The sequence below is a fragment of the Bradyrhizobium sp. SRL28 genome (assembly GCF_018596315.1).
GTDB lineage: Bacteria > Pseudomonadota > Alphaproteobacteria > Rhizobiales > Xanthobacteraceae > Bradyrhizobium.
Window position 1 is genome coordinate 53,813 of sequence record NZ_JAHEAG010000015.1, and the last position, 19,539, is coordinate 73,351.

20 protein-coding genes are annotated in these 19,539 nt (G+C 62.9%); 8 read left to right on the forward strand and 12 right to left on the reverse strand.

The features are described 5' to 3' along the window. Window position 1 precedes the first annotated feature (1 nt). From KIP88_RS25500 to KIP88_RS25530, 7 genes are all read right to left on the reverse strand, one after another. Window positions 2–418, reverse strand: coding sequence for a GFA family protein (locus KIP88_RS25500; protein ID WP_214490790.1), 417 nt, complete (start codon window positions 416–418; stop codon window positions 2–4). A 31-nt stretch (window positions 419–449) separates the two neighbouring features. Then, window positions 450–914: an SRPBCC family protein gene (locus KIP88_RS25505; RefSeq protein ID WP_214490791.1), complete on the reverse strand. Its 465-nt coding sequence runs from the start codon at window positions 912–914 to the stop codon at window positions 450–452. Between the two features lie 2 nt (window positions 915–916). Continuing rightward, window positions 917–1,231, reverse strand: a complete 315-nt coding sequence (locus KIP88_RS25510) for a helix-turn-helix transcriptional regulator (RefSeq protein WP_214490792.1) — start codon at window positions 1,229–1,231, stop codon at window positions 917–919. A gap of 110 nt (window positions 1,232–1,341) precedes the next feature. Next, complete coding sequence (locus KIP88_RS25515; protein WP_214490793.1) at window positions 1,342–3,663, reverse strand: xanthine dehydrogenase family protein molybdopterin-binding subunit; 2,322 nt, start codon at window positions 3,661–3,663, stop codon at window positions 1,342–1,344. Window positions 3,664–3,738: 75 nt separating this feature from the next. Then, a complete protein-coding gene (locus KIP88_RS25520) occupies window positions 3,739–3,954 on the reverse strand; it encodes a hypothetical protein (RefSeq protein ID WP_214490794.1) in 216 nt (71 codons plus the stop codon). A 245-nt stretch (window positions 3,955–4,199) separates the two neighbouring features. After that, the gene (locus tag KIP88_RS25525) at window positions 4,200–4,931 is read right to left on the reverse strand and encodes a Crp/Fnr family transcriptional regulator (RefSeq protein ID WP_249791014.1); all 732 of its coding nucleotides are present in this window, start codon (window positions 4,929–4,931) and stop codon (window positions 4,200–4,202) included. 393 nt (window positions 4,932–5,324) lie between these two features. Further along, entirely contained in the window at window positions 5,325–5,555 is a 231-nt protein-coding gene (locus tag KIP88_RS25530) for a hypothetical protein (RefSeq protein WP_214490795.1), read from the reverse strand. A gap of 443 nt (window positions 5,556–5,998) precedes the next feature. Between KIP88_RS25530 and KIP88_RS25535 the strand changes: the two genes are divergently transcribed. Beyond that, on the forward strand, window positions 5,999–6,361 hold the full coding sequence (locus tag KIP88_RS25535) for a hypothetical protein (protein WP_214490796.1): 363 nt from the start codon (window positions 5,999–6,001) through the stop codon (window positions 6,359–6,361). A 114-nt stretch (window positions 6,362–6,475) separates the two neighbouring features. On the opposite strand, the gene KIP88_RS25540 is transcribed toward KIP88_RS25535, so the two are convergent. Further along, window positions 6,476–7,312 (reverse strand): TerC family protein, encoded by an 837-nt coding sequence (locus KIP88_RS25540; protein ID WP_214490797.1) that lies wholly within the window; start codon window positions 7,310–7,312, stop codon window positions 6,476–6,478. 63 nt (window positions 7,313–7,375) lie between these two features. Continuing rightward, entirely contained in the window at window positions 7,376–7,798 is a 423-nt protein-coding gene (ndk, locus tag KIP88_RS25545) for a nucleoside-diphosphate kinase (protein ID WP_214490798.1), read from the reverse strand. 323 nt (window positions 7,799–8,121) lie between these two features. Between ndk and KIP88_RS25550 the strand changes: the two genes are divergently transcribed. The 3 genes from KIP88_RS25550 to KIP88_RS25560 all read left to right on the forward strand — a co-directional run bounded on the left by KIP88_RS25550 (window position 8,122) and on the right by KIP88_RS25560 (window position 10,743). After that, the gene (locus KIP88_RS25550) at window positions 8,122–8,376 is read left to right on the forward strand and encodes a sulfur globule protein precursor (RefSeq protein WP_214490799.1); all 255 of its coding nucleotides are present in this window, start codon (window positions 8,122–8,124) and stop codon (window positions 8,374–8,376) included. A 210-nt stretch (window positions 8,377–8,586) separates the two neighbouring features. Continuing rightward, window positions 8,587–8,760: a hypothetical protein gene (locus KIP88_RS25555; protein WP_214490800.1), complete on the forward strand. Its 174-nt coding sequence runs from the start codon at window positions 8,587–8,589 to the stop codon at window positions 8,758–8,760. 108 nt (window positions 8,761–8,868) lie between these two features. Next, window positions 8,869–10,743, forward strand: coding sequence for an ABC-F family ATP-binding cassette domain-containing protein (locus KIP88_RS25560; protein ID WP_214490801.1), 1,875 nt, complete (start codon window positions 8,869–8,871; stop codon window positions 10,741–10,743). Between the two features lie 21 nt (window positions 10,744–10,764). Here the strand turns inward: KIP88_RS25560 and KIP88_RS25565 are convergent, their stop codons facing one another. The 3 genes from KIP88_RS25565 to KIP88_RS25575 all read right to left on the reverse strand — a co-directional run bounded on the left by KIP88_RS25565 (window position 10,765) and on the right by KIP88_RS25575 (window position 13,395). After that, window positions 10,765–11,289, reverse strand: a complete 525-nt coding sequence (locus tag KIP88_RS25565; protein WP_214490802.1) for a hypothetical protein — start codon at window positions 11,287–11,289, stop codon at window positions 10,765–10,767. A gap of 135 nt (window positions 11,290–11,424) precedes the next feature. Next, window positions 11,425–11,877, reverse strand: coding sequence for a DNA polymerase III subunit chi (locus tag KIP88_RS25570; RefSeq protein ID WP_214490803.1), 453 nt, complete (start codon window positions 11,875–11,877; stop codon window positions 11,425–11,427). A 15-nt stretch (window positions 11,878–11,892) separates the two neighbouring features. Continuing rightward, entirely contained in the window at window positions 11,893–13,395 is a 1,503-nt protein-coding gene (locus KIP88_RS25575) for a leucyl aminopeptidase (RefSeq protein ID WP_214490804.1), read from the reverse strand. Between the two features lie 349 nt (window positions 13,396–13,744). Between KIP88_RS25575 and lptF the strand changes: the two genes are divergently transcribed. The 4 genes from lptF (at window position 13,745) to KIP88_RS25595 (ending at window position 19,532) form a co-directional block, all read left to right on the forward strand. Then, entirely contained in the window at window positions 13,745–14,914 is a 1,170-nt protein-coding gene (gene lptF / locus KIP88_RS25580) for an LPS export ABC transporter permease LptF (protein WP_214490805.1), read from the forward strand. Then, window positions 14,911–16,008 (forward strand): LPS export ABC transporter permease LptG, encoded by a 1,098-nt coding sequence (gene lptG / locus KIP88_RS25585; protein ID WP_214490806.1) that lies wholly within the window; start codon window positions 14,911–14,913, stop codon window positions 16,006–16,008. The genes lptF and lptG overlap by 4 nt, the downstream gene beginning before the upstream one ends. Window positions 16,009–16,106: 98 nt before the next feature. Then, on the forward strand, window positions 16,107–18,503 hold the full coding sequence (locus tag KIP88_RS25590; RefSeq protein ID WP_214490807.1) for an LPS-assembly protein LptD: 2,397 nt from the start codon (window positions 16,107–16,109) through the stop codon (window positions 18,501–18,503). A 75-nt stretch (window positions 18,504–18,578) separates the two neighbouring features. Next, a complete protein-coding gene (locus KIP88_RS25595) occupies window positions 18,579–19,532 on the forward strand; it encodes a SurA N-terminal domain-containing protein (RefSeq protein ID WP_214490909.1) in 954 nt (317 codons plus the stop codon). Window positions 19,533–19,539: the final 7 nt, after the last annotated feature.

A 19,539-nucleotide genomic window follows, 5' to 3' on the forward strand; every position in this document is an offset into this window, starting at 1 on the left:
TTTAACCAGGCGGCATTCGCTCGAATGTCTGCAGCGAGGAATTCATCGCGTCCCAGACATGGCCCCGGATGCCGTACGTGACCAGTTGCGGATTGAACTGGCTTGGGTCGTCAAGGCTGGTCGCGTGAACCGCTATCAGTTCCGGCATGGCGACGAATGTCAGGTAGACCGGCGTTCCGCAGGTCGGGCAGAAGGCGTGAACCTTTTCATTCCCGCTGTCGCCCGCTACCCGCCAGTTTTTCGCTTCACCCGCAATGCTCATTTCGGCTCGCCGGGAGAAGACCAGATAGGATCCATGCCCGGTGCCACTTCGCTTCTGGCAATCGCGACACTGGCAGTGGCTCTCGACGATGGGTTTGCTGCTCGTCTCATAACGGATCGCGCCGCACGCACATCCGCCGATATAGGGCTTGGTCATGGTCATGCTCCCGGATTGATAAGGCAAGGGATCAAGCCGATTTCGGCTTGGCGAGAACGTCGAGGCCCTGACCGGTTTCGAGCAAGGATTTGAGGCTGGCGAGGACAACCGGCCAGCCCTTCTTGATGCCGTTCGCCATCCCGCTACCGGCTTCGAGTTCGTCATGGCTGACGGTCAGCCGGACCATCTCCTCGTATTCCTCGATCTCGAACGTCACCCGGCTGTAGGCGGAAGGATCGGCGGCCTGTGACGCATTCGCCCAGGTGATGACGAGACGGGTCGGCGGCGAGACCTCGATGACCTTGCCGACGAGTTCGACAGTCCGTTCATCATTGGCGCGGACGTGCTCCCATTTCGATCCGGGATTCCAGTCAGAGACGTTCTCGTGGCCCCAGTAACGCCTTGCGATCTCCGGTTTCGTAATGGCCGCGAACACCTTCTGCGGCGTCGAGCGAATATAAGTCACGTAGACAAAGCTGGTCGTCTCTTTGGTCATCGCTATTCTCCTTCGAGCTCTTTCTTCAGATCGTGCAGCAGGCTGAGCCGCTGTCGTTCGAATTTCCGCACCCACCGCTCGTAGACTTCGTGAAGCGGCACGGGGTTGATGAAATGCAGCTTTTCCCGGCCGCGCTTGACCGTGCTCACCAGATTGGCCGCCTCCAGGATTTCGAGGTGCTGCGTGGTGGATTGCCGGGCCATGTCGAGGTTTTCGCAAAGCTGGCCCAGCGTCTGCCCGTTCTTTTCACAAAGAAGGTCAAGCAGCTTTCTGCGTGTCGGGTCGCCCAGCGCTTTGAAAACCTTGTCGGCCTGCATCGGTCTCGCTCGTATGGAGAACATAATATGCAGGTAAATACCTGCATGTCAAGCGACGACAATCCAGCCGCGATCAGGCATTCGCCAAAGTTGCGGATCAGGACGGAGGATCAGGATTGACGGGTCGCGTCTGCCGCCTGGATCGCGTGCCAGATGCGCGAGGGCGTTGCGGGCATGTCGAGATGCCGCACGCCGAGCGGCGCGAGCGCGTTCATCACCGCGTTCATGATGGTGGCGGGAGCCGCGATGGCGCCGGCCTGACCGCTTCCCTTTACGCCGAGCCGGTTAGCGCGGCTTGGAAAGTCGCCCGTCAGGCTGCCCTCGAACGCGGGAAGATCGTCCGCGCGCGGCAGCGCGTAATCCATTAGCGAGCCCGAGAGGATCTGTCCGGTCTCCGCATCGAACAGCGCATGCTCGAACAACGCCTGGCCGATGCCTTGCACGACGCCGCCATGGACCTGCCCCAGCGTCAGGCGAGGATCGAGCAGGCGGCCGTAGTCGTCTGATATCACGTAGCGGTCGAGCCTCACCTCGCCGGTCTCGGGGTCGATCTCGACTTCGGCAACATGGCAGCCGTTGGGAAATGTGTAGCGGTCGCACAAATGGGTCGCCTTGTGCGCAAGGCCGGGCGCGACATCGTCGCCGGGCGTCTGGTAGGAGGCGCGCGCCACCTCCTCGAGGCTGATCTCCTGCCCGGTCAAGGCCACCCGCAACATGCCGGCGTCGTAGTGAACCGCATCCACACCGGCCTGCAGCAGGCGGGCGGCAAGCCGCCGCGCATTCTCGATCACGCCTTCGGCCGCCATCAGCAGTGCAGTGCCGCCCTGATGCATCGAGCGCGCCCCGCCATGCCCGCCGCCGGAGTCGAGATCATCCGTATCGCCCTGCCGAAACCGGAAGCGCTCCAGCGGCAAGCCAAACGCATCGGCCCCGATCTGGGCGAATGTGGTCTCGTGGCCCTGACCGTTGGAATGCGTGCCGACCATCAGATCGATCCGGCCGTCGTCCCCGACGCGCACCTGCGCCACTTCATTGGGCTGGCCACGCGACGTTTCGAGAAAGCAGGCGTAGCCCAGGCCACGCAGCCTGCCCCGCTTGCGCGAGCTTCGCCGTCGCGCATCGAATCCTGCGGCGGCCTTGACCGCGTGATCGATCGCGTGACCAAAACTGCCCTGCTCGAGCGAAAGCCCCATCGCGGTTGGATGAGGAAACTGTCGAACGATGTTCTTGCGCCGCAGCTTCAGCGCATCCATCCCGAGCCGGTGGGCTGCGATGTCGATGCAGCGCTCGATCAGATAGTTCGCCTCAGGCTTGCCGGCGCCGCGATAGGCGTCGACGGGCGTCGTGTTGGTGAACACGCCGCTGGTCTGAAAGGCGATCAGCGGAATGTCGTAGACGCCGCCCATCGCGCTCGCCATTGCCATGGTCGGCACGGCGGGCGCCACGGTCGAGACATGGGCGCCCAGATTGGCCAGAACTTTTGTGTCAAGCGCGAGGAAACGGCCATCCCGATCGAGCGCCAGGCGGGCCCGGATGAGGCTATCGCGGCCATGGGCGGAGCCGGTAAAATCCTCGCTGCGATCGCCAATCCAGATGACCGGGCGGCCGAGGCGGCGCGCCGCCCACAGCACCAGCACCCATTCCGGATAGAGAACGTTCTTCATTCCGAAGCCGCCGCCGACGTCGGGAATGCTGATGCGAAGTTTTTCTCGGCCGATATGAAACACACCGTCGGCGAGCAGGTCGCGGATCGCGTGCGCGCCGGCGGCCGAGGCGGTCAGGTGCAGACGGCCGCTGGAAGCGTCGAACTCCCCCAGCGCACCGCGCGTCTCCAGCGGCGCGGCGACGACGCGGTTGTTGACCAGCTCGCATTCCACGACATGGACGGCATCGCGGATCACCGCTTCCACTGGGCCGATCTCGCCGCGGTTGAACTGGAATGCGATGTTGCCCGGCGCCTCCAGCCAGATCGACGGCGCGTCCGGCCGAACGGCATCCGCGATCGAGACCACCGGCGGCAGCGGCGCATAGTCGACGACGATGGCCTCGGCGGCATCGCGCGCGGCCTCAGTGCTGTCCGCGATCACGAAGGCGACCGGCTCGCCGACATAGCGAACGATGTCGCGCGCCAGTGCGTGACAGGGCGGCACCACGAGCGGCGTTGTCATCGGAATAGCGGTCACCCCGCACGGCAGCGGGCCGATATTGTCGGCGGCCAATTCCTGTCCCGTGAGCACGGCCGCAACGCCGGGCATCCGGCGTGCCGTATCGACGCTGATCGCAGCGATGCGCGCATGCGCATGCGGCGAGCGAACGACGACGCCATGAAGCGCGTTTGGCGCCACGAGATCGGCGACATAGCGCCCGCGTCCCCGCACGAAGCGCTCGTCTTCAAGGCGGTCGATGCTGCGACCCAATAACGGCTCGGTCATGGGAATCTGTATGGAACCCCGCGGCGGCAAAAGCAATCGGCAGCCTCGTCGGCACGCCGGCCAAGCGCTTAACGATTAGCGCTGAATGAGCTGCAATTCCAGCAGCGCAAGCCTTTGCAGGACGTTCGGATCGCGCTCTCCGCCATGGGCCGCGCGCAGGATCGATTCGGCGATGGCTTGAACGTGACCGGAATGGACCGGCTCGGGAAGCGAAGCCACCGCGGCATCAAACGCAACCTCCATCACCGAGATCACCTCGGGCGGGAACGACGCATTGGAAAAATCCTTCATGATGTCGCGAACCAAAAGCAGTAGCTGCCAGCATGTGTTGGCAGCAGGAGTATAATCGGCAGCCGCTTGGAGTTTGATGTACCTATCCCCAGGACACAGATTTCATAATTTTTCCGGCAATGAATCGTTCCTGGAAGGTGAACAAAATCGCCGTTCATAGGTCCAACACCCGATCAAGGGCCTCACCTCACGGACGCCTTACGCCGCAGGCTTCAAGACCGCAGCGCCATTTTCCGGCATGCGCCTTAGAGCGATGGATCCTGGTGAAGATAGCGGTCGTCAAACTGCGCCAAATCCGCAAGCTTCGTCTCGTCGAGCACCACCACGCGACCTCTGCTGATATCGACGATCCTGTCGTCGCGCAGTTGCCTGATAATCCGGTTTGCATGCACTGGCGTGACACCCAGCGCCTCGCCAATTTGCTCCTGCGTCAGCGGCATTTCGAACGTGTCACCCGCCGCGCGGCCCGTGATGGCAAGGCGTCTGCGAAGCTCAACGACGGTGTGGGCAAGCCGGCTCGCGGCCGGCCGCTGGCCGACATTGACGATCCACTCGCGAAATATCGCGGAATCGATCAGCGTGTCCCGCCAAAGCACTTCGGCGATGTTCGGATTTGCCCGCGTCAGGGCTCGCAACGAAGCGTGACTGATAAAGCCGAGCGTGGAAGCAGCCACCGCGATGAGATCGTGATCCATCCTGTGCAGGTGCAGGCTCTGGAGGTCAGGAATCTCCCCGGCAATATGGATCGAGAGAATTTGCCGCTGGCCGCTGACGGTCGTTTTGGCGCGGACGCAAAACCCTTCGATAACAAGACAGCATTCCGTCGGGCGACCGCCGTCAGATACAATCGACCTTCCGGCTTCCCACTGCCGAACGATAATCGGAAGCGCGCGGATTGCAGCGATGTCCGCGTTTTCTAACCCTGAGACGGTATTGAGCCGCCGCAACAGGGCCGCCAAAACCATCTCCCGGTCCAAGCCCGCGTCTCCTCCAATTGAACGACTTCCGTGACTTGAACGAAACGGCGCCGACCGATGCCGGTTCCCAACAAAGGTTAAGGAGGCGCCTCTCCCGACATGCAAGGATCAGGGCCAACAAGGAGATATGTGCCATGAAGAAAACGCGCAATCGCAGCCGCTCGCCGCTGCCGCTTCAAGAACGGCTCAGGCAAATTGCACGTGGCGCCCGCGAAAAGGCCGCCGGCCTTCCGCCCGGGCATGAACGCGATCGTCTGTTGGAGACGGCGGTCTCAACCGAGTCTGCGGCCGCTATCGACCGCTGGTTGTCGTCACCCGGTTTGCAGAGCCCCAAATAGCCAGACCTCTGGCTGGATCCGCAGCCCCGTCCGCCCAAGTTTCTCTCGTCAAAGCTCACTTGGCTCGGTCGGCGCTGACGTGAATGACGTATAGCGGCTTTGCGGATTCGTCGGTGACCTCCAGCCGCCAGTCTTTACCGGGGCGCAGCTTGCCGTTGAGATCCTGGATAATTTGCCCCGCCGTAACCGTCGCTTCCCGCCACGCGGCTTGCACGTCTGGCAATTCTTCGCCTTCCTCGTCCAACTCAGCCCTGTCGTGATAGACGTTGAAAAAGTAACGGGGCATGGGGATTCCTTACTGCGTGGCGGCCCTCTTCTCGGCCCGTACGCCCTTGAACTTTCTTCGCCGAAGTCTTCTTTGCGATTGACCGCTATGAATTCTCCCGACGATTTGCTGCGCTTGGTCCAGGCGCTGGCGTCGCCTAACTTCGTCCTTACCTGGCTGCGCTTTTCACCGCGCCCTTGCGCGTCTTGTCGCCCACCGGCTTGTTCACCGCCATCCCAGTCCTCCCGTGTCGGCCGTACACAGAGGAAGGAAGTCAGGACCTTGCCAAATGTTCCTATGCAGGAACCGAGAGCAGTGCCGCGGCATTACGCCGGCGACCGGCGAAGGGAGAGCCAGTCCGTTTGCTGTCTTAGGGCTCTGGCGCGATCCGGCGCCTTTCCCTGCGCGGAACGAATCAAAATTCGCGCACTTAGATCCTTGTTCTGTGACGCGAGAGTTCGTTCATGCGTTCGTCTTTCGGAACTCCATCGATCGTGCCGCACAGCGAGGAGCACGACGTCTATGTCGTCGAGCATGATCCCGGCCCACGCCGCCTGGTCTGGGCGGAGGCGAATTCCGAGGCGACCGGGTTCGAACTCGTCGTCATGGACCTGCTGACGGGGCGGTACACGAAGCCTGTCCGGGTGGTTGTCTTTAACGTCGCCGCGGGCTGGTGTCGTGACGCGTCCGTGGAAGTCGCGCATGAGCTGCGGCGACGCTGCGACCTGCAGCTTCGCGACATTCCGTTTTTCCTGCAGGACTTCGTGGACCGTTACGAAGGCCGCTATCGCGACGTTCAGCTGCCGTTGCCGATCCGCTTGTTCTAGCGCCGGCGAGCGGCGGCGCCCTCCCGAGGCTTGAGATTCAAGCCTCGGGGCGTCATCCGCCCCGCGCGGGACGGCGGGTAACTGCCCTCGCCGCCGGGTCGGGAATTGCTTCGCTCACGCGGTGGCGGAATGCTGGGCGCCTTCCAGCTTTCGCTTGCGCCAGATCGCTCCTACCACGAGCACCACAGCGATGCCGATGAGTCCGAGCAGCACCTCGCCGCCGGGGCCGCCATTGGCAAAGCGCAGCCCAAGACCAAGCGAGCTCAGCACGCCATCGAGGCCGACACCGACCGGGCCGTTGAAGAACGCATGCATCGACGGCTGTATTGCGGGGTCGGTCGCCATCACTTCACCGGCGACCCAGCCGAGCAGGCCCGCACCGGCCCACACCAAAGCGGGCAAGCGTGTGAGCAGCGCCATGATCAGCGCGGCGCCCGCGACGATCAGGGGAACGCTGATCGCAAGGCCGATGACCAGCAGCGGAATGCTGCCGTTGGCGGCGGCGGCAACCGCAATCACGTTGTCGAGGCTCATCACGATGTCGGCGATCGCCACGATCTGCACGGCCGCCCACAGATGCGCAGCCGCATCCACGTCGCCCTCGCCCTCGTGTTCAGGCACCAGCAGCTTCGCTGCGATGAAGAGCAGCGCGAGGCCTCCGACCAGCTTGAGGAACGGCAGCGCCATCAACGTCACGACGATACCGGTGAAGATGATGCGCAAGAGAACGGCGACGCCGGCGCCGAGGATCATGCCCCAGAACCGCTGGCGCGGCGGCAGCCCGCGACATGCCATCGCGATGACAAGCGCGTTGTCACCGGACAGCAGGATGTTGATCCACATGATCTTGCCGAGCGCGACCCAGAAAGCGGGATGCTGCATCTCGGCCTGAAACTGGGTGAAGAACGCCGAGATCGTCGCAGGATCGAAAATTTGCCACAGCCAGTTCACAACGTCTCCCCCTCGGCTCTTTCAGCCGTTGCTCGCGGCGATTATCGCCGCTGTCCTAGTAAATCAGCCGACGATTTCGTTGCCCGAAAAGAACTGAGCGATTTCGATCGCGGCGGTCTCCGGTGCGTCCGAACCGTGCACCGAGTTCTCGCCAATCGACTTCGCGTGGACCTTGCGGATCGTGCCGTCCGCCGCCTTCGACGGATCGGTGGCGCCCATCACGTCGCGATACTTCAATACGCCGCCCTCGCCTTCCAGCACCTGCACCACGACCGGGCCCGAGGTCATGAAGTCGACCAGTTCGCCGAAGAACGGACGCGCCTTGTGAACGGCGTAGAAGGTTTCCGCCTGTTCGCGGGTCATGCGAATGCGCTTCTGGGCCACGATACGGAGCCCGGCCTTCTCGATCAGCGCGTTGACGGCGCCAGTCAGATTGCGCTCGGTCGCGTCCGGTTTGATGATCGAGAAAGTGCGTTCAATCGCCATTGCTTACGTCCTTGCAAAACGCTGGTTGGAGAGTTGCGGGGCTTATATCGGCGCCACCTCACGACGGCAAGCGCCCGTGTGACGCGCCTGCCACCCCTTTTGGGTGTGTTTTCGTGCCGCGCACGCACCGCGGAGGCGAAGATTACAGCAATTTCACGGAGGTGAACCCTGTCTGAAGCCGCCGTGCCGTCTTCATTCAGCTTCGCGGCCGTAGACTTGCGGACGATCGAACGCAGGGCACGCGCATCCGCCGGCCCTAAGGCGTCACGGGACCCGATCTCACTGGTGGCGCCAACTGGCGCCGAAACTTTGAGGAGACGATCATGTTACGCAAACTCTCGCTCGTTACAGTGGCCGCGGCTTCGCTGGGTGCTGCCGCGCTGGCGCCGACGTCGGCCTCGGCCGGCGGTTGGCATCATGGCGGTTGGCATCGTCATCATCATCATGGCTGGGGCGGCCCCCGCGTCTTCATCGGCGGCCCGGCCTATTACGCCGGTGGATATGGCAGTTGCTACGCGCGGCGCCTGGTTCCGACCCCCTGGGGTCCGCGCTGGCGGCTGGTGAACCGCTGCTACTGAGCTGATTCGAGCTTCCCCCTGACTGACGCCCCGGCCGCCGCGCCGGGGCTTTTTTTGTGCCGTGGAACCTGATGGCGAACCCGATTCGACTACTTTGACGTGAATGCATACGCCTCATGCACGGAAACCAATTTCGTCGTTGTGACTTGACCCAACGAATAACACTCAAGCCTTGCGAGCACTGCGAGGTGGAACTCGTCGAGACCGCCCATGAATGCTCGAATCAACAATGACCTCGAACAGATCGATCACAAAACGTGCGTGTCGATCTGCGACGCTATCGGCGAGCGGCTGCAGCAAAACCTGCGCCCCGAGACCGAACTTTCACCGCGTTTGCGCCAGCTCGTCGATGAGCTGAGCCGCCGCGATAACGAGCTGCGTTGAGGGCCGCGGGATGTCGGCTGATAGACGTTGCCGATATGCTGATAGATTTTACCAATAATGAGTTGCGTTTGGGGTTGCGTTTGCCGGGCGCTCCGGTGACAACGCCGCATGCTCTCAATAACGGATATTTCGGTCCGCATCGCCGGGCGGCTTTTGATCGACGACAGCACCGTGCAGATCGTGCCCGGCGCGCGCGTCGGCTTCGTCGGCCGCAACGGCGTCGGTAAATCGACGCTGTTTCACGCGATCCGCGGCGACCTGCCGACCGAATCCGGCAGCATCACGCTACCGCCGCGCTGGCGCATCGGCAGCCTGGCGCAGGAGGCGCCGGACGGCCCGGAGAGTCTGATTAATGTCGTGCTGAAGGCTGATCTGGAGCGCCACGCGCTGCTCCATGAAGCCGAAACCGCTGACGATCCGCACCGGATCGCCGAGATCCAGACCCGGCTGGTCGACATCGATGCGCACTCGGCGCCGGCCCGCGCGGCGGCGATCCTGAGCGGCCTCGGATTTTCTACCGCCGACCAGGCGCGGCCGTGCTCGGAATTCTCCGGCGGCTGGCGCATGCGGGTGGCGCTGGCGGCGACGCTGTTCTCGGCGCCCGATCTATTGCTGCTGGACGAGCCGACCAACTATCTCGACCTCGAAGGCACGCTGTGGCTGGAAGACCATCTGGCCAACTATCCGCGCACCGTCATCGTGATCAGCCACGACCGCGACCTGCTCGACACCTCGGTCGACCAGATCCTGCACCTCGATCGCGGCAAGCTGACGCTCTACAAAGGAACGTATTCCTCGTTCGAGGAACAGCGCGCCACCCGCGAAATGCTGGACGCCAAGCACGCCAAGCGCCAGGCCGACGAGCGCAAGCGGCTGCAGGCCTTCGTCGATCGCTTCAAGGCCAAGGCTTCCAAGGCCCGTCAGGCGCAATCCCGCGTGAAAATGCTGGAGCGGATGAAGCCGGTCACTGCGCTGGTGACCCAGGATGTGCGTGAAATCACCTTCCCCACCCCGGAGAAAATGCTGTCGCCGCCGATCATCGCCGTCGATGACGTCTCGGTCGGCTACGATCCGAAAAAGCCGGTGCTCAATCGCGTCACGCTGCGCATCGACACCGAAGACCGCATCGCCCTGCTCGGCTCCAACGGCAACGGCAAGTCGACGCTGGTCAAGCTGTTGGCCAACAAGCTGCAGCCTTTCTCCGGCCGGATCACACGGGCGGAAAAACTCTCGGTCGGCTATTTCGCGCAGCATCAGGTCGACGAGCTCAACCTCGACGGCTCGCCCTACGATCACGTCCGCAGGCTGATGCCCGATGCGCCGGAAACCAAGGTGCGCGGCCGCACTGGCGCGATCGGGTTTTCCGGAAAAGCCGGCGATACCCTGGTCAAGAGCCTGTCGGGCGGCGAGAAAGCGCGGCTGTTGCTCGGGCTCGCCACATTCTTCGGCCCGAACATGATCATCCTCGACGAGCCGACCAACCATCTGGACATCGACAGCCGTGCCGTGCTGGCCGAGGCGATCAACGATTTTCCCGGCGCCGTCATCATGGTCTCGCACGACCGCTATTTGATCGAGGCCTGCGCGGATCAATTGTGGGTCGTCGCCAATCAGACGGTGACGACCTACGACGGTGACCTCGACGAATACAGGCGCATGGTGTTGTCGATCGGCGACGCACGCAGCGGTTCGCGCGAGCGCAGCAGCGAGCGTATCAAGGAAAGCGTAAAGCCCGAGCGCGGCAAGAGCGAAAGGCGATCGCCGCTGAAGCAGCGGATCGCCGTGGCCGAGGCCGAAATCGAGCGCATCAACGGCATCATCGCCAAGATCGACACCGCGCTTGCCTTGCCGGATCTGTTCACGCGCGATCCCAAGCAGGCCGCCCAGCTCAGCAAGGCGCGCGCCGGCGCCGAAAGCGCGCTGCGGCGGGCGGAGGAAAATTGGCTGGAGGCCAGTTCGGAATTTGACGAAGCGGCGAGCTGAAAACCGTTATTGCCGAGAGACTTACGCGGCCGGCTTCTTCTTCGGCTTGGCGCCTCTCGGCTGCGCCGCCGGCTCCGGTGCACGCTCGATCGACGTCAGGCGTCCCGCGGTGAAGGTGTAGATGCCGGCCCGCTGGCCGCGCGAATAGTTGACGACCGCCACGCGATCGCCACGCGGGTTGCTGGAGAGGCTGACATTGTCGGGCGCACCGATGCCGCGCACGACGTCGCATTCGGTGTGCCCAAGCGCCACCCTTCCCGTCGTCGAGGGAGGCGGGCTGCCTGCAGCGCCGTCTGCCAGCGCGTTTGCGCCAGCGCCCGGCGTCGCCATTCCAGGACAACCGCCGTCGGCACTGACCAGTTCATCTGGCGTGACAGCTTTCTCCTGGCTGAGCGGAGGCGTTTCGATCGAAACGTTTCGGATGAATACGCGTCCGGTGCGCGAAAACCAGTCCGCATCCTTCGACATGAGGTCGGACGCACCCGAACAGCCCGCGAGCGCGGGCCCGAGCAGCAACAACGTCAGCAATGGTTTTCGATCGATCATTCCGCGTCGCACGCTAGACCCAGGCTCCGCCCTTAGCTGTAACTACTTGTCCGACCATCACTTTGCGGCACGACCATGGCTGCCCGCAACGTCCGGCGCAGAAACCGCAGATTATCACTAATTCCAATAGATTCGCTATTGCCGCCGCTGCCACCGGCCCCGCTCGTCGGCCTGCCAATAAGTCAACTCGAACCCCCGCGCCTTGCAATCGGTCCAAATGCCGCGCGCCGCGGTCAGCGCGTCGTCATCGTCGCCGTTGAAGACCAGCACCATCCGTTCGTAGCTGTCGCAATCGGCCGGCAGCGCCGCGTTGTCGATCAGGAACCTGACATTGGCCCGGTTCGGGTTGCCATCCTCGATCGAGAGAATGATGGGCTGGTCCTGCGCATCGCCGGCGCGCCATGTGGCGTGCGGCAGGAACGAATCGTCGCTGTAGGTCCACAAATGCGCATCGAGCGCCTCGGTGCGCTCCGGCGAGGTCGATTGCACGACCACGCGCCAGCCGCGCTCGAGCGATTTTTCCAGAAGCGGCGGCAATACGCTTTCGAGCGACATGCCCTGCAAATGATAGAACAGGATTTCCGTCATCCGGCTGCGACCAGATTACTTCGTGGCTTCGTAATATTCCGCGACCAGCCGGTCCAGCAGGCGAACGCCGTAACCCGAACCCCAACTGTGGTTGATGTCGGTTTTCGGCGCACCCATCGCGGTTCCCGCGACGTCGAGATGCGCCCACGGCGTGTCGTCGACGAAACGCTGCAGGAACTGCGCGGCAGTGATCGAACCGCCATGGCGCCCGCCGGTATTCTTCATGTCGGCAAACTGCGAATCGATCTGCTTGTCGTATTCGGGACCAAGCGGCATGCGCCAGACGCGTTCGCCGGTTTCGGTTCCGATCTTGCTCAGCCGTTCCGCCAGTTCGTCGTTGTTGGAGAACATGCCGGCATATTCGGTTCCGAGCGCCACCATGATCGCGCCGGTGAGCGTCGCAAGATCGACCATGAATTTGGGCTTGAACTTCTTGGCCACGTACCAGAGCACATCGGCGAGCACGAGCCGGCCTTCGGCATCGGTGTTGATGATTTCGATGGTCTGCCCCGACATCGAGGTGACGATATCGCCGGGACGCTGGGCGTTGCCGTCAGGCATGTTCTCGACCAGGCCGATGGCGCCGACCGCGTTGACCTTCGCCTTGCGCGCCGCCAGCGCATGCATCAGCCCGACCACGCAGGCCGCGCCGCCCATGTCGCCCTTCATGTCTTCCATGCTGGCGGCGCCCTTGATGGAAATACCGCCGGTATCGAAGCAAACGCCTTTGCCAACGAAAGCAACGGGTTGATCGCCTTTCTTACCGCCGTTCCAGCGCATGGTCACGGTGCGCCCCGGCTGCGTGGAGCCCTGCGCGACGCCGAGCAAGGCGCCCATGCCGAGCTTCTTCATCTCCTTGACGTCGAGCACGTCGACCTCGACGCCGAGCTTCCTGAGCTGGCTCGCGCGGCGCGCGAATTCGATCGGATACAGTACGTTCGGCGGCTCGTTGACGAGTTCGCGCGCGATCACCACGCCGTCCACGACATGGGATGCGGGGCTGAATGCCTTGCGCGCGGCGGCGACATCCGCGACGGCGATCGAAACGTCCGCGCGAAGCACGCCGTTCTCGCCGTCTTTCTTCTTGGTCTTGTAGCGGTCAAATTTATACGCGCGCAGCCGGATGCCCGACGCGATGGCGGCGGCGGCATCGCCCTGCATCGCCGCCTCAGGCAATTCAGCGATCACGGTGACCGATTCACTGGCGCCGTTGAGCTTGCCCGCCGTCACCCCGCCGAACTTTAGAAAATCCTTCTCCTTGATGTCGGACGCCTTGCCGACACCGACCACGATCAGGCGCTCCGCCTTGATTCCGTCTGGCGCCGGGATATCGAGCGTCGATCCGCTCTTGCCCTTGAACTGGTTGGCCGCCGCCGCCCGCTTGACGGTATCGGCCGCCTTTCCCAGCGCCTTCCGCGTTGCCTCGCCGAACTTCAATGCGTCATCGCAAAACACCACGAGAACGCCACGGGGTGCGGCGGAAAAAGCGACAAAGCCGACCTTGACGGCGTCGGACATAGGTAAATCCTCCAGAATTCAGGGCTGTCTTGCGGGTCCGGAATCGGCCCGCACGATGGAATGTTTCTCTTCGGTAACGGCCCAAATCGCTCAGGACCTGATGTTTTCGGCACTATGGCCCGCAAGCCACGGCGCTGCCAAGCGCCGCAGTGGCCGGAAGGCCACATGAAGTGAATTATTAACCGTATCGAGGGGACGCCACGGCCCGGCCATTTTGTTGACGGATCAAAGGGATGGTAGAGAGAGTAGACGGCTGGCGGTTGGCGGCCCGACCAAAGGGGAACCCTCAAACAGGGGTTGGTCGGAAGCCGCTCTTGGGGCGTATAAGGGTGGGACCGTACGGGTAACGATGGGGTCGATCGACAGGTACATTTTCCGCACGACGCTCGCGTCGTTTGCGCTGGTCCTGGTCAGCCTCACCGGCGTGATCTGGATTACGCAGGCGTTGCGCGGCATCGACCTGATGACGAGCCAGGGCCAGACCATCATCACCTTTCTCGGCATCACCAGCCTGGTGATTCCGGCGCTGGTGCTGGTCATCGCGCCGATCGCGCTGATGATCGCGATCTCCCACACGCTGAACAAGCTCGCTACCGACTCCGAAATCATCGTGATGAACGCCGCCGGCTTTTCGCCGTTCCGGCTGTTCCGCCCGTTCTTCTTCGCCACTTGTGTAGTGGCGATGCTGGTCACCTTCATCGGCGCCTATCTTGCTCCCGACGGCCTGCGCCGGATCAAGCAATGGGACGCCGAAATCACCGCTGATGTGCTGACCAACATCCTGCAGCCCGGACGTTTCGCCCAGCTCGACCAGAACCTGACGATTCGCATCCGCGAACGCCGGCCCGGTGGTGAGCTCGGTGGCATCTTCGTCGACGATCGCCGCGATCCCAAGGAGCGCGTCACCATCATTGCCGACCGTGGCACGGTGCTGAAGAACGAAAACGGCTCCTATCTGGTACTCGAGGACGGCAACCTCGAGCGATTCGAGGCCGGAAAGCGCGATCCGGCGCTGGTGGCATTCGCCCGCTATGCGTTCGACATGTCGAAATTCTCCAATCGCGGCCGCGACGTCGCACTGGGAATTCGCGAACGCTATCTCTGGGAGCTGATTTCGCCCTCGGAGGACGATCCGGTTTTCAAGCAATTGTCCGGGCAGTTTCGCGCCGAGTTGCATGACCGCTTCCTGGCGCCGGTCTATCCCTTCGCGTTCGCAGTCCTGACCTTTGCCTTCCTCGGCACGCCGCGCACCACGCGCCAGAGCCGCAATTTTTCGATCGGCGGATCGATCCTGGCGGTGTTTGGCCTGCGCATGGCGGGATTCGCCTGCTCGGTGATGACAGTGAAGACGCCGGGCATGGCTCTCGTTCAGTATTCGATGCTGTTCGGCGCGATCGGCGTCGGGCTGTGGATGATCATCGGCGGCGTCGTGGTGGAGCCGCCGGCAGCGCTGATGGAGGCCATCAACCGGTCGAACGCGCGGCTTGCGCGGCTCTTTGGACGGCCGGCCACAGCATGAGCATGATGACCAACACGCTCGGGCGATACTTTGCCGGCCGCTTCCTGGTCGCGGCGGTGGGCGTGTTTGCGAGCATTTTCGTGCTGCTCGTGCTGGTCGACTACATCGAAATGGTCCGCAAGACTTCCGGGCTGGTATCGGTATCGGCGATCACGGTGGCCCAGACGTCGCTTTACCGGGTGCCGCAACTGCTCGAAAAGCTGATGCCGTTCTGCGTCCTGATCGGCGCGATGACCTGCTATCTCGCACTGTCGCGGCGGCTCGAACTGGTGGTCGCACGTGCGGCTGGCGTATCCGCCTGGCAGTTCATCTCGCCGGCGCTGGCAAGTTCGATCATCCTCGGCATCGTGGCGACCGTTGCCTACAACCCGATGTCGGCGAATCTGCGCGAACTCTCCAAACGGATGGAGGCCGATCTGTTCGGCTCGGCGCCCGGCGGCGGCATCCAGGATGCATCCGGTTTCTGGCTCAACCAGATCAACAGCGACGGCCAGTCGATCATCAATGCGGCGCGCAGCGAGCAGCAGGGTGTCCGGCTGACGGGACTGACCGTGTTCCGGTTCGATACCGATCTCCAGTTCAAGGAGCGAATCGAAGCCCGCGAAGCCGCCCTCGAGGAAGGCCGTTGGGCCTTCAAATCGGTACGCAGATACTCCCTGGATAAACCTCCGGTTGATCAGGACAACTATTACCTGACGACCACCCTCACCCCGGCCCAGGTTCGCAACAGTTTCTCCACCCCCGAAACCGTGTCTTTTTGGCAACTGCCCGGCTATATCCGCTCTTCCGAAAGCTCGGGATTTGCGACCGCAGGCTACCGTCTGCAGTACCATAAGCTCATCGCACAGCCGTTTTTGCTGGCTGCAATGGTGATGTTGGCGGCTTCCGTCAGCCTAGGCTTCTTCCGGATGGGCGGCGTGCAAAAGATGGTTTTGAGTGGCGTGGGCGCAGGCTTTCTGCTCTACGTTCTATCGAAAGTTACTGAGGATTTGAGCAAGGCTGAGTTGATGCATCCCATCGCTGCGGCGTGGTTGCCCGTCTGTGTGGGTGGCCTCACCGGCTTCTTAGCCTTGCTGTACCAGGAGGACGGGTAGTGGCCGTTGTCGCCGCCCGCCAGTTGAGGTCGCCTGCGTTCAGGCGGCGCACTACTGTGCGCCGCTATCGAGCTCGCTTGGCTGCCGTTGGCGTTTCTATGTTTGCCCTGCTCGCCGGATTCGTTTTCGCGGGCGCGATCGAGCTTGCCCTGACGGTGCCGGCCTCGGCGCAAAGTTTCACCTACAATCCGCGGCCGCCCAAGCCGCCGCCACGGCCTGCCAACAACGACGGCAGGATGCTCGTGCAAGCGGTCGAGGTGGACTACGACTACAACAACCAGCGCGTGTCGGCGGTCGGCAACGTGCAGATGTTCTACAACGGCACCAGCGTGGAGGCCGACAAGGTCATCTATGACCAGAAGACCAAGCGGCTGCATGCGGAAGGCAACATCCGCCTGACGGATGCGGAAGGCAAAGTCACCTACGCCAACATCATGGATCTAAGCGACGACTACCGTGACGGGTTCGTCGATTCGCTCCGCGTCGATACTGCCGATGACACGCGGATGGCGGCGACGCGCGCCGACCGTTCCGCCGGCAATTACACCGTGTTCGAAAACGGCGTGTATACCGCCTGCGCGCCCTGCAAGGACAACCCGAAGAAGCCGCCGCTGTGGCAGGTCAAGGGTGCGCGCATCATCCACGACCAGACCGACAAGATGCTGTACTTCGAAAACGCGCAGCTCGAGTTCTTCGGCGTGCCGATGGCGTATCTGCCGTATTTTTCCACGCCCGATCCGACCGTCAAGCGCAAGACCGGCTTCCTGATGCCGGCCTACACGACGGTCACAGGCTACGGTTACGGCGTGGAAACCCCGTTCTACTGGGCGATCGCGCCGGACTATGACGCGACCTTCAATCCGCGCTTCACCACGCGGCAGGGCGTGCTGCTGCAGGGCGAATTCCGCCAGCGACTGATCAACGGCTCCTACCAGATCCGCGCCTACGGCATCGATCAGCTCGACCAGAGCGCCTACGCCGGTCAACCCGGCGATCGCCAGTTCCGCGGCGGCGTCGACACCAAGGGCCAGTTCGCGCTCAACGACAAATGGGTTTGGGGCTGGGACGGCGTTCTGCTGTCGGACTACTACTTCTTCTCGGACTACCGGCTGGCCCAGTACAAGGATCCGCTGGGCTCGTTCCTGAGTCTTCCGACGGAAGCGATCTCGCAGCTTTATCTGACCGGCGTCGGCAACCGCAGCTTCTTCGACGCGCGCACGATCTATTACCTCTCCTTCTCCGGCAACCAGGACCAAGTGCCGGTGATTCATCCGGTCATCGACTATTCCAACGTCTTCAACCGCCCGATCCTCGGCGGTGAGGTCAGCTACAAGACGAATTTCACCAGCCTGTCGCGTGAAACGGCGGCCTTCGACCCGATCACGACATTGGCCAACACCGCCAGCCTGTGCACGACGACATCAGCCGATCCACTGGCGCGGACGCCGTCGCAATGCCTGTTGCGCGGCTTCCCCGGCACTTACACGCGCCTGACGGCCGAAGCGCAATGGCGGAAGTCGTACACCGATCCGTTCGGTCAAATCTGGACGCCGTTTGCGATTCTGCGCGCCGACGCCATCAATTCCTCGGTTTCGAACCAGCCGGGTGTTTCGAATTTCCTTCCTGTCGGCGACACCCAGGCGCTGCGCCCAATGCCGGCCGTCGGCCTCGAATATCGCTATCCCTTCATCAACGTTCAGCCCTGGGGCACCACCACGATCGAGCCGATTGCGCAGGTCATCGCGCGTCCCAACGAGACCTACGCCGGCAAGCTGCCCAACGAAGACGCGCAGAGCATGGTGTTCGACGCCAGCAACCTGTTCGCGATCGACAAGTTCTCGGGCTATGACCGCGTCGAAGGCGGCGGCCGCGCCAATGTCGGCGTGCAGGCGACCACGCAGTTCGATCGTGGCGGCAGCGTCAATGTGCTGGTCGGACAATCCTACCAGCTGTACGGCCTGAATTCGTATGCGGTGAAGGACGCGACCAATACCGGGCTCGATTCCGGCCTGCAGAACACCCGGTCCGACTATGTCGGCCGCATCAACTATTCGCCGAACCGAACCTATACGTTCAGCGTGCGCTCGCGCGTGGATGAGGCAACGCTGAATGTCAATCGCTTCGAGGCCGAAGGACGCGCCGCGTTCGACCGCTGGTCGGTGAGCATGATTTACGGCAATTATGCCGCGCAGCCGGAACTCGGCTATCTGACCCGGCGCGAAGGCCTGCTCGGCAGCGCGTCGATCAAGGTGGCGTCGAACTGGGTCGTGTCGGGCTCGGCGCGGTGGGATCTTGAAGCCAACAAGCTGAACCAGTACATCGTTGGCGCCGGCTATGTGGATGACTGCTTCGTGCTGGCGGCCAATTACGTCACGTCCTACAGCTACTCTGCCGGGACGACGCCGCCGGTGCTCAGCCACGCGTTCATGTTGCAGATCGGCCTGCGGACCATCGCGAATTCGTCCTCGTCGGCCGGCGGCAGCGGCATTCAGTAGCGTGAGGCCCCCCGACCTTGCCGGAGAGTACCCAGCGCAACGCGGTACGAATTGGTTGATACAGCTGACATGACCATGACGACCACTACGCTCCTTGCTCGCCGACTTTGGTCCCATGCTTGGTCCCTTGCCGCCGGCTGCGCCGTCGTGCTGGCCGTGTTGGCCGGCGGCGTTTCACCGCTGCCTGCGCAGTCCATTGCCTGCATGGTCAACGGCGAACCCATCACCAGTCTCGATATCGAGCAGCGTATCAAGCTCAACTTCCTGACCACGCGCAAACAGATGCCCCGGCAGGAAGCGATCGACGAGCTGACCAACGAAAAGGTGAAGATCAAGGAGGCCAAGAGATTCGGCGTCGACCCTTCCGCCAGCGATATGGATCAAGCCTATGCGGGAATGAGCCAGCGGATGCGTATCACACCCGAACAGCTCACCAAATCCCTGGAGAGCCAGGGTGTCCGGCCGGAAGCGCTGAAGGCCCGCCTCAAGGCCGAGATGGTCTGGGGCAGTCTGGTGCGCGGCCGCTTCAAGGAGAGCCTGCAAGTCGGCGAGAAAGACGTTGCGGCAGCCGCCGAGCAAGGCGGCGAAGCGACCCAGACCGAGGCGTTCGAATACAAGCTGCAGCCGATCGTTCTGATCGTGCCGCGCGGTTCGGCGCCGGCGGCGGTCGACCAACGGCGCAAGGAAGCGGAATCCTTGCGCGAGCGCATCCAGACCTGCGAGCAGGCCAACTCCTACTTCAAGTCGATGCAGAATGCCGCGATCCGCGATGCCATCACCAAGACCTCGGCCGACATTCCCGGCCCGCTGCGCGAACTCCTGGACAAGACGCCGGTCGGCCGTTTGACCCCGCCCGAGATCACCAAACAGGGCGTCGAGATGGTGGCGTTGTGCGAGAGGAAGCCGACCAAGGTCGACACGCCGAAGAAGCGGGAAATCCGGGAAAAGATGTACGCCCAGAAATACGAGGCGAAGTCGAAGGCCTATCTGAACGACCTCCGCAAAGCCGCGATGATCGAATGCCGTTGATGGCCAG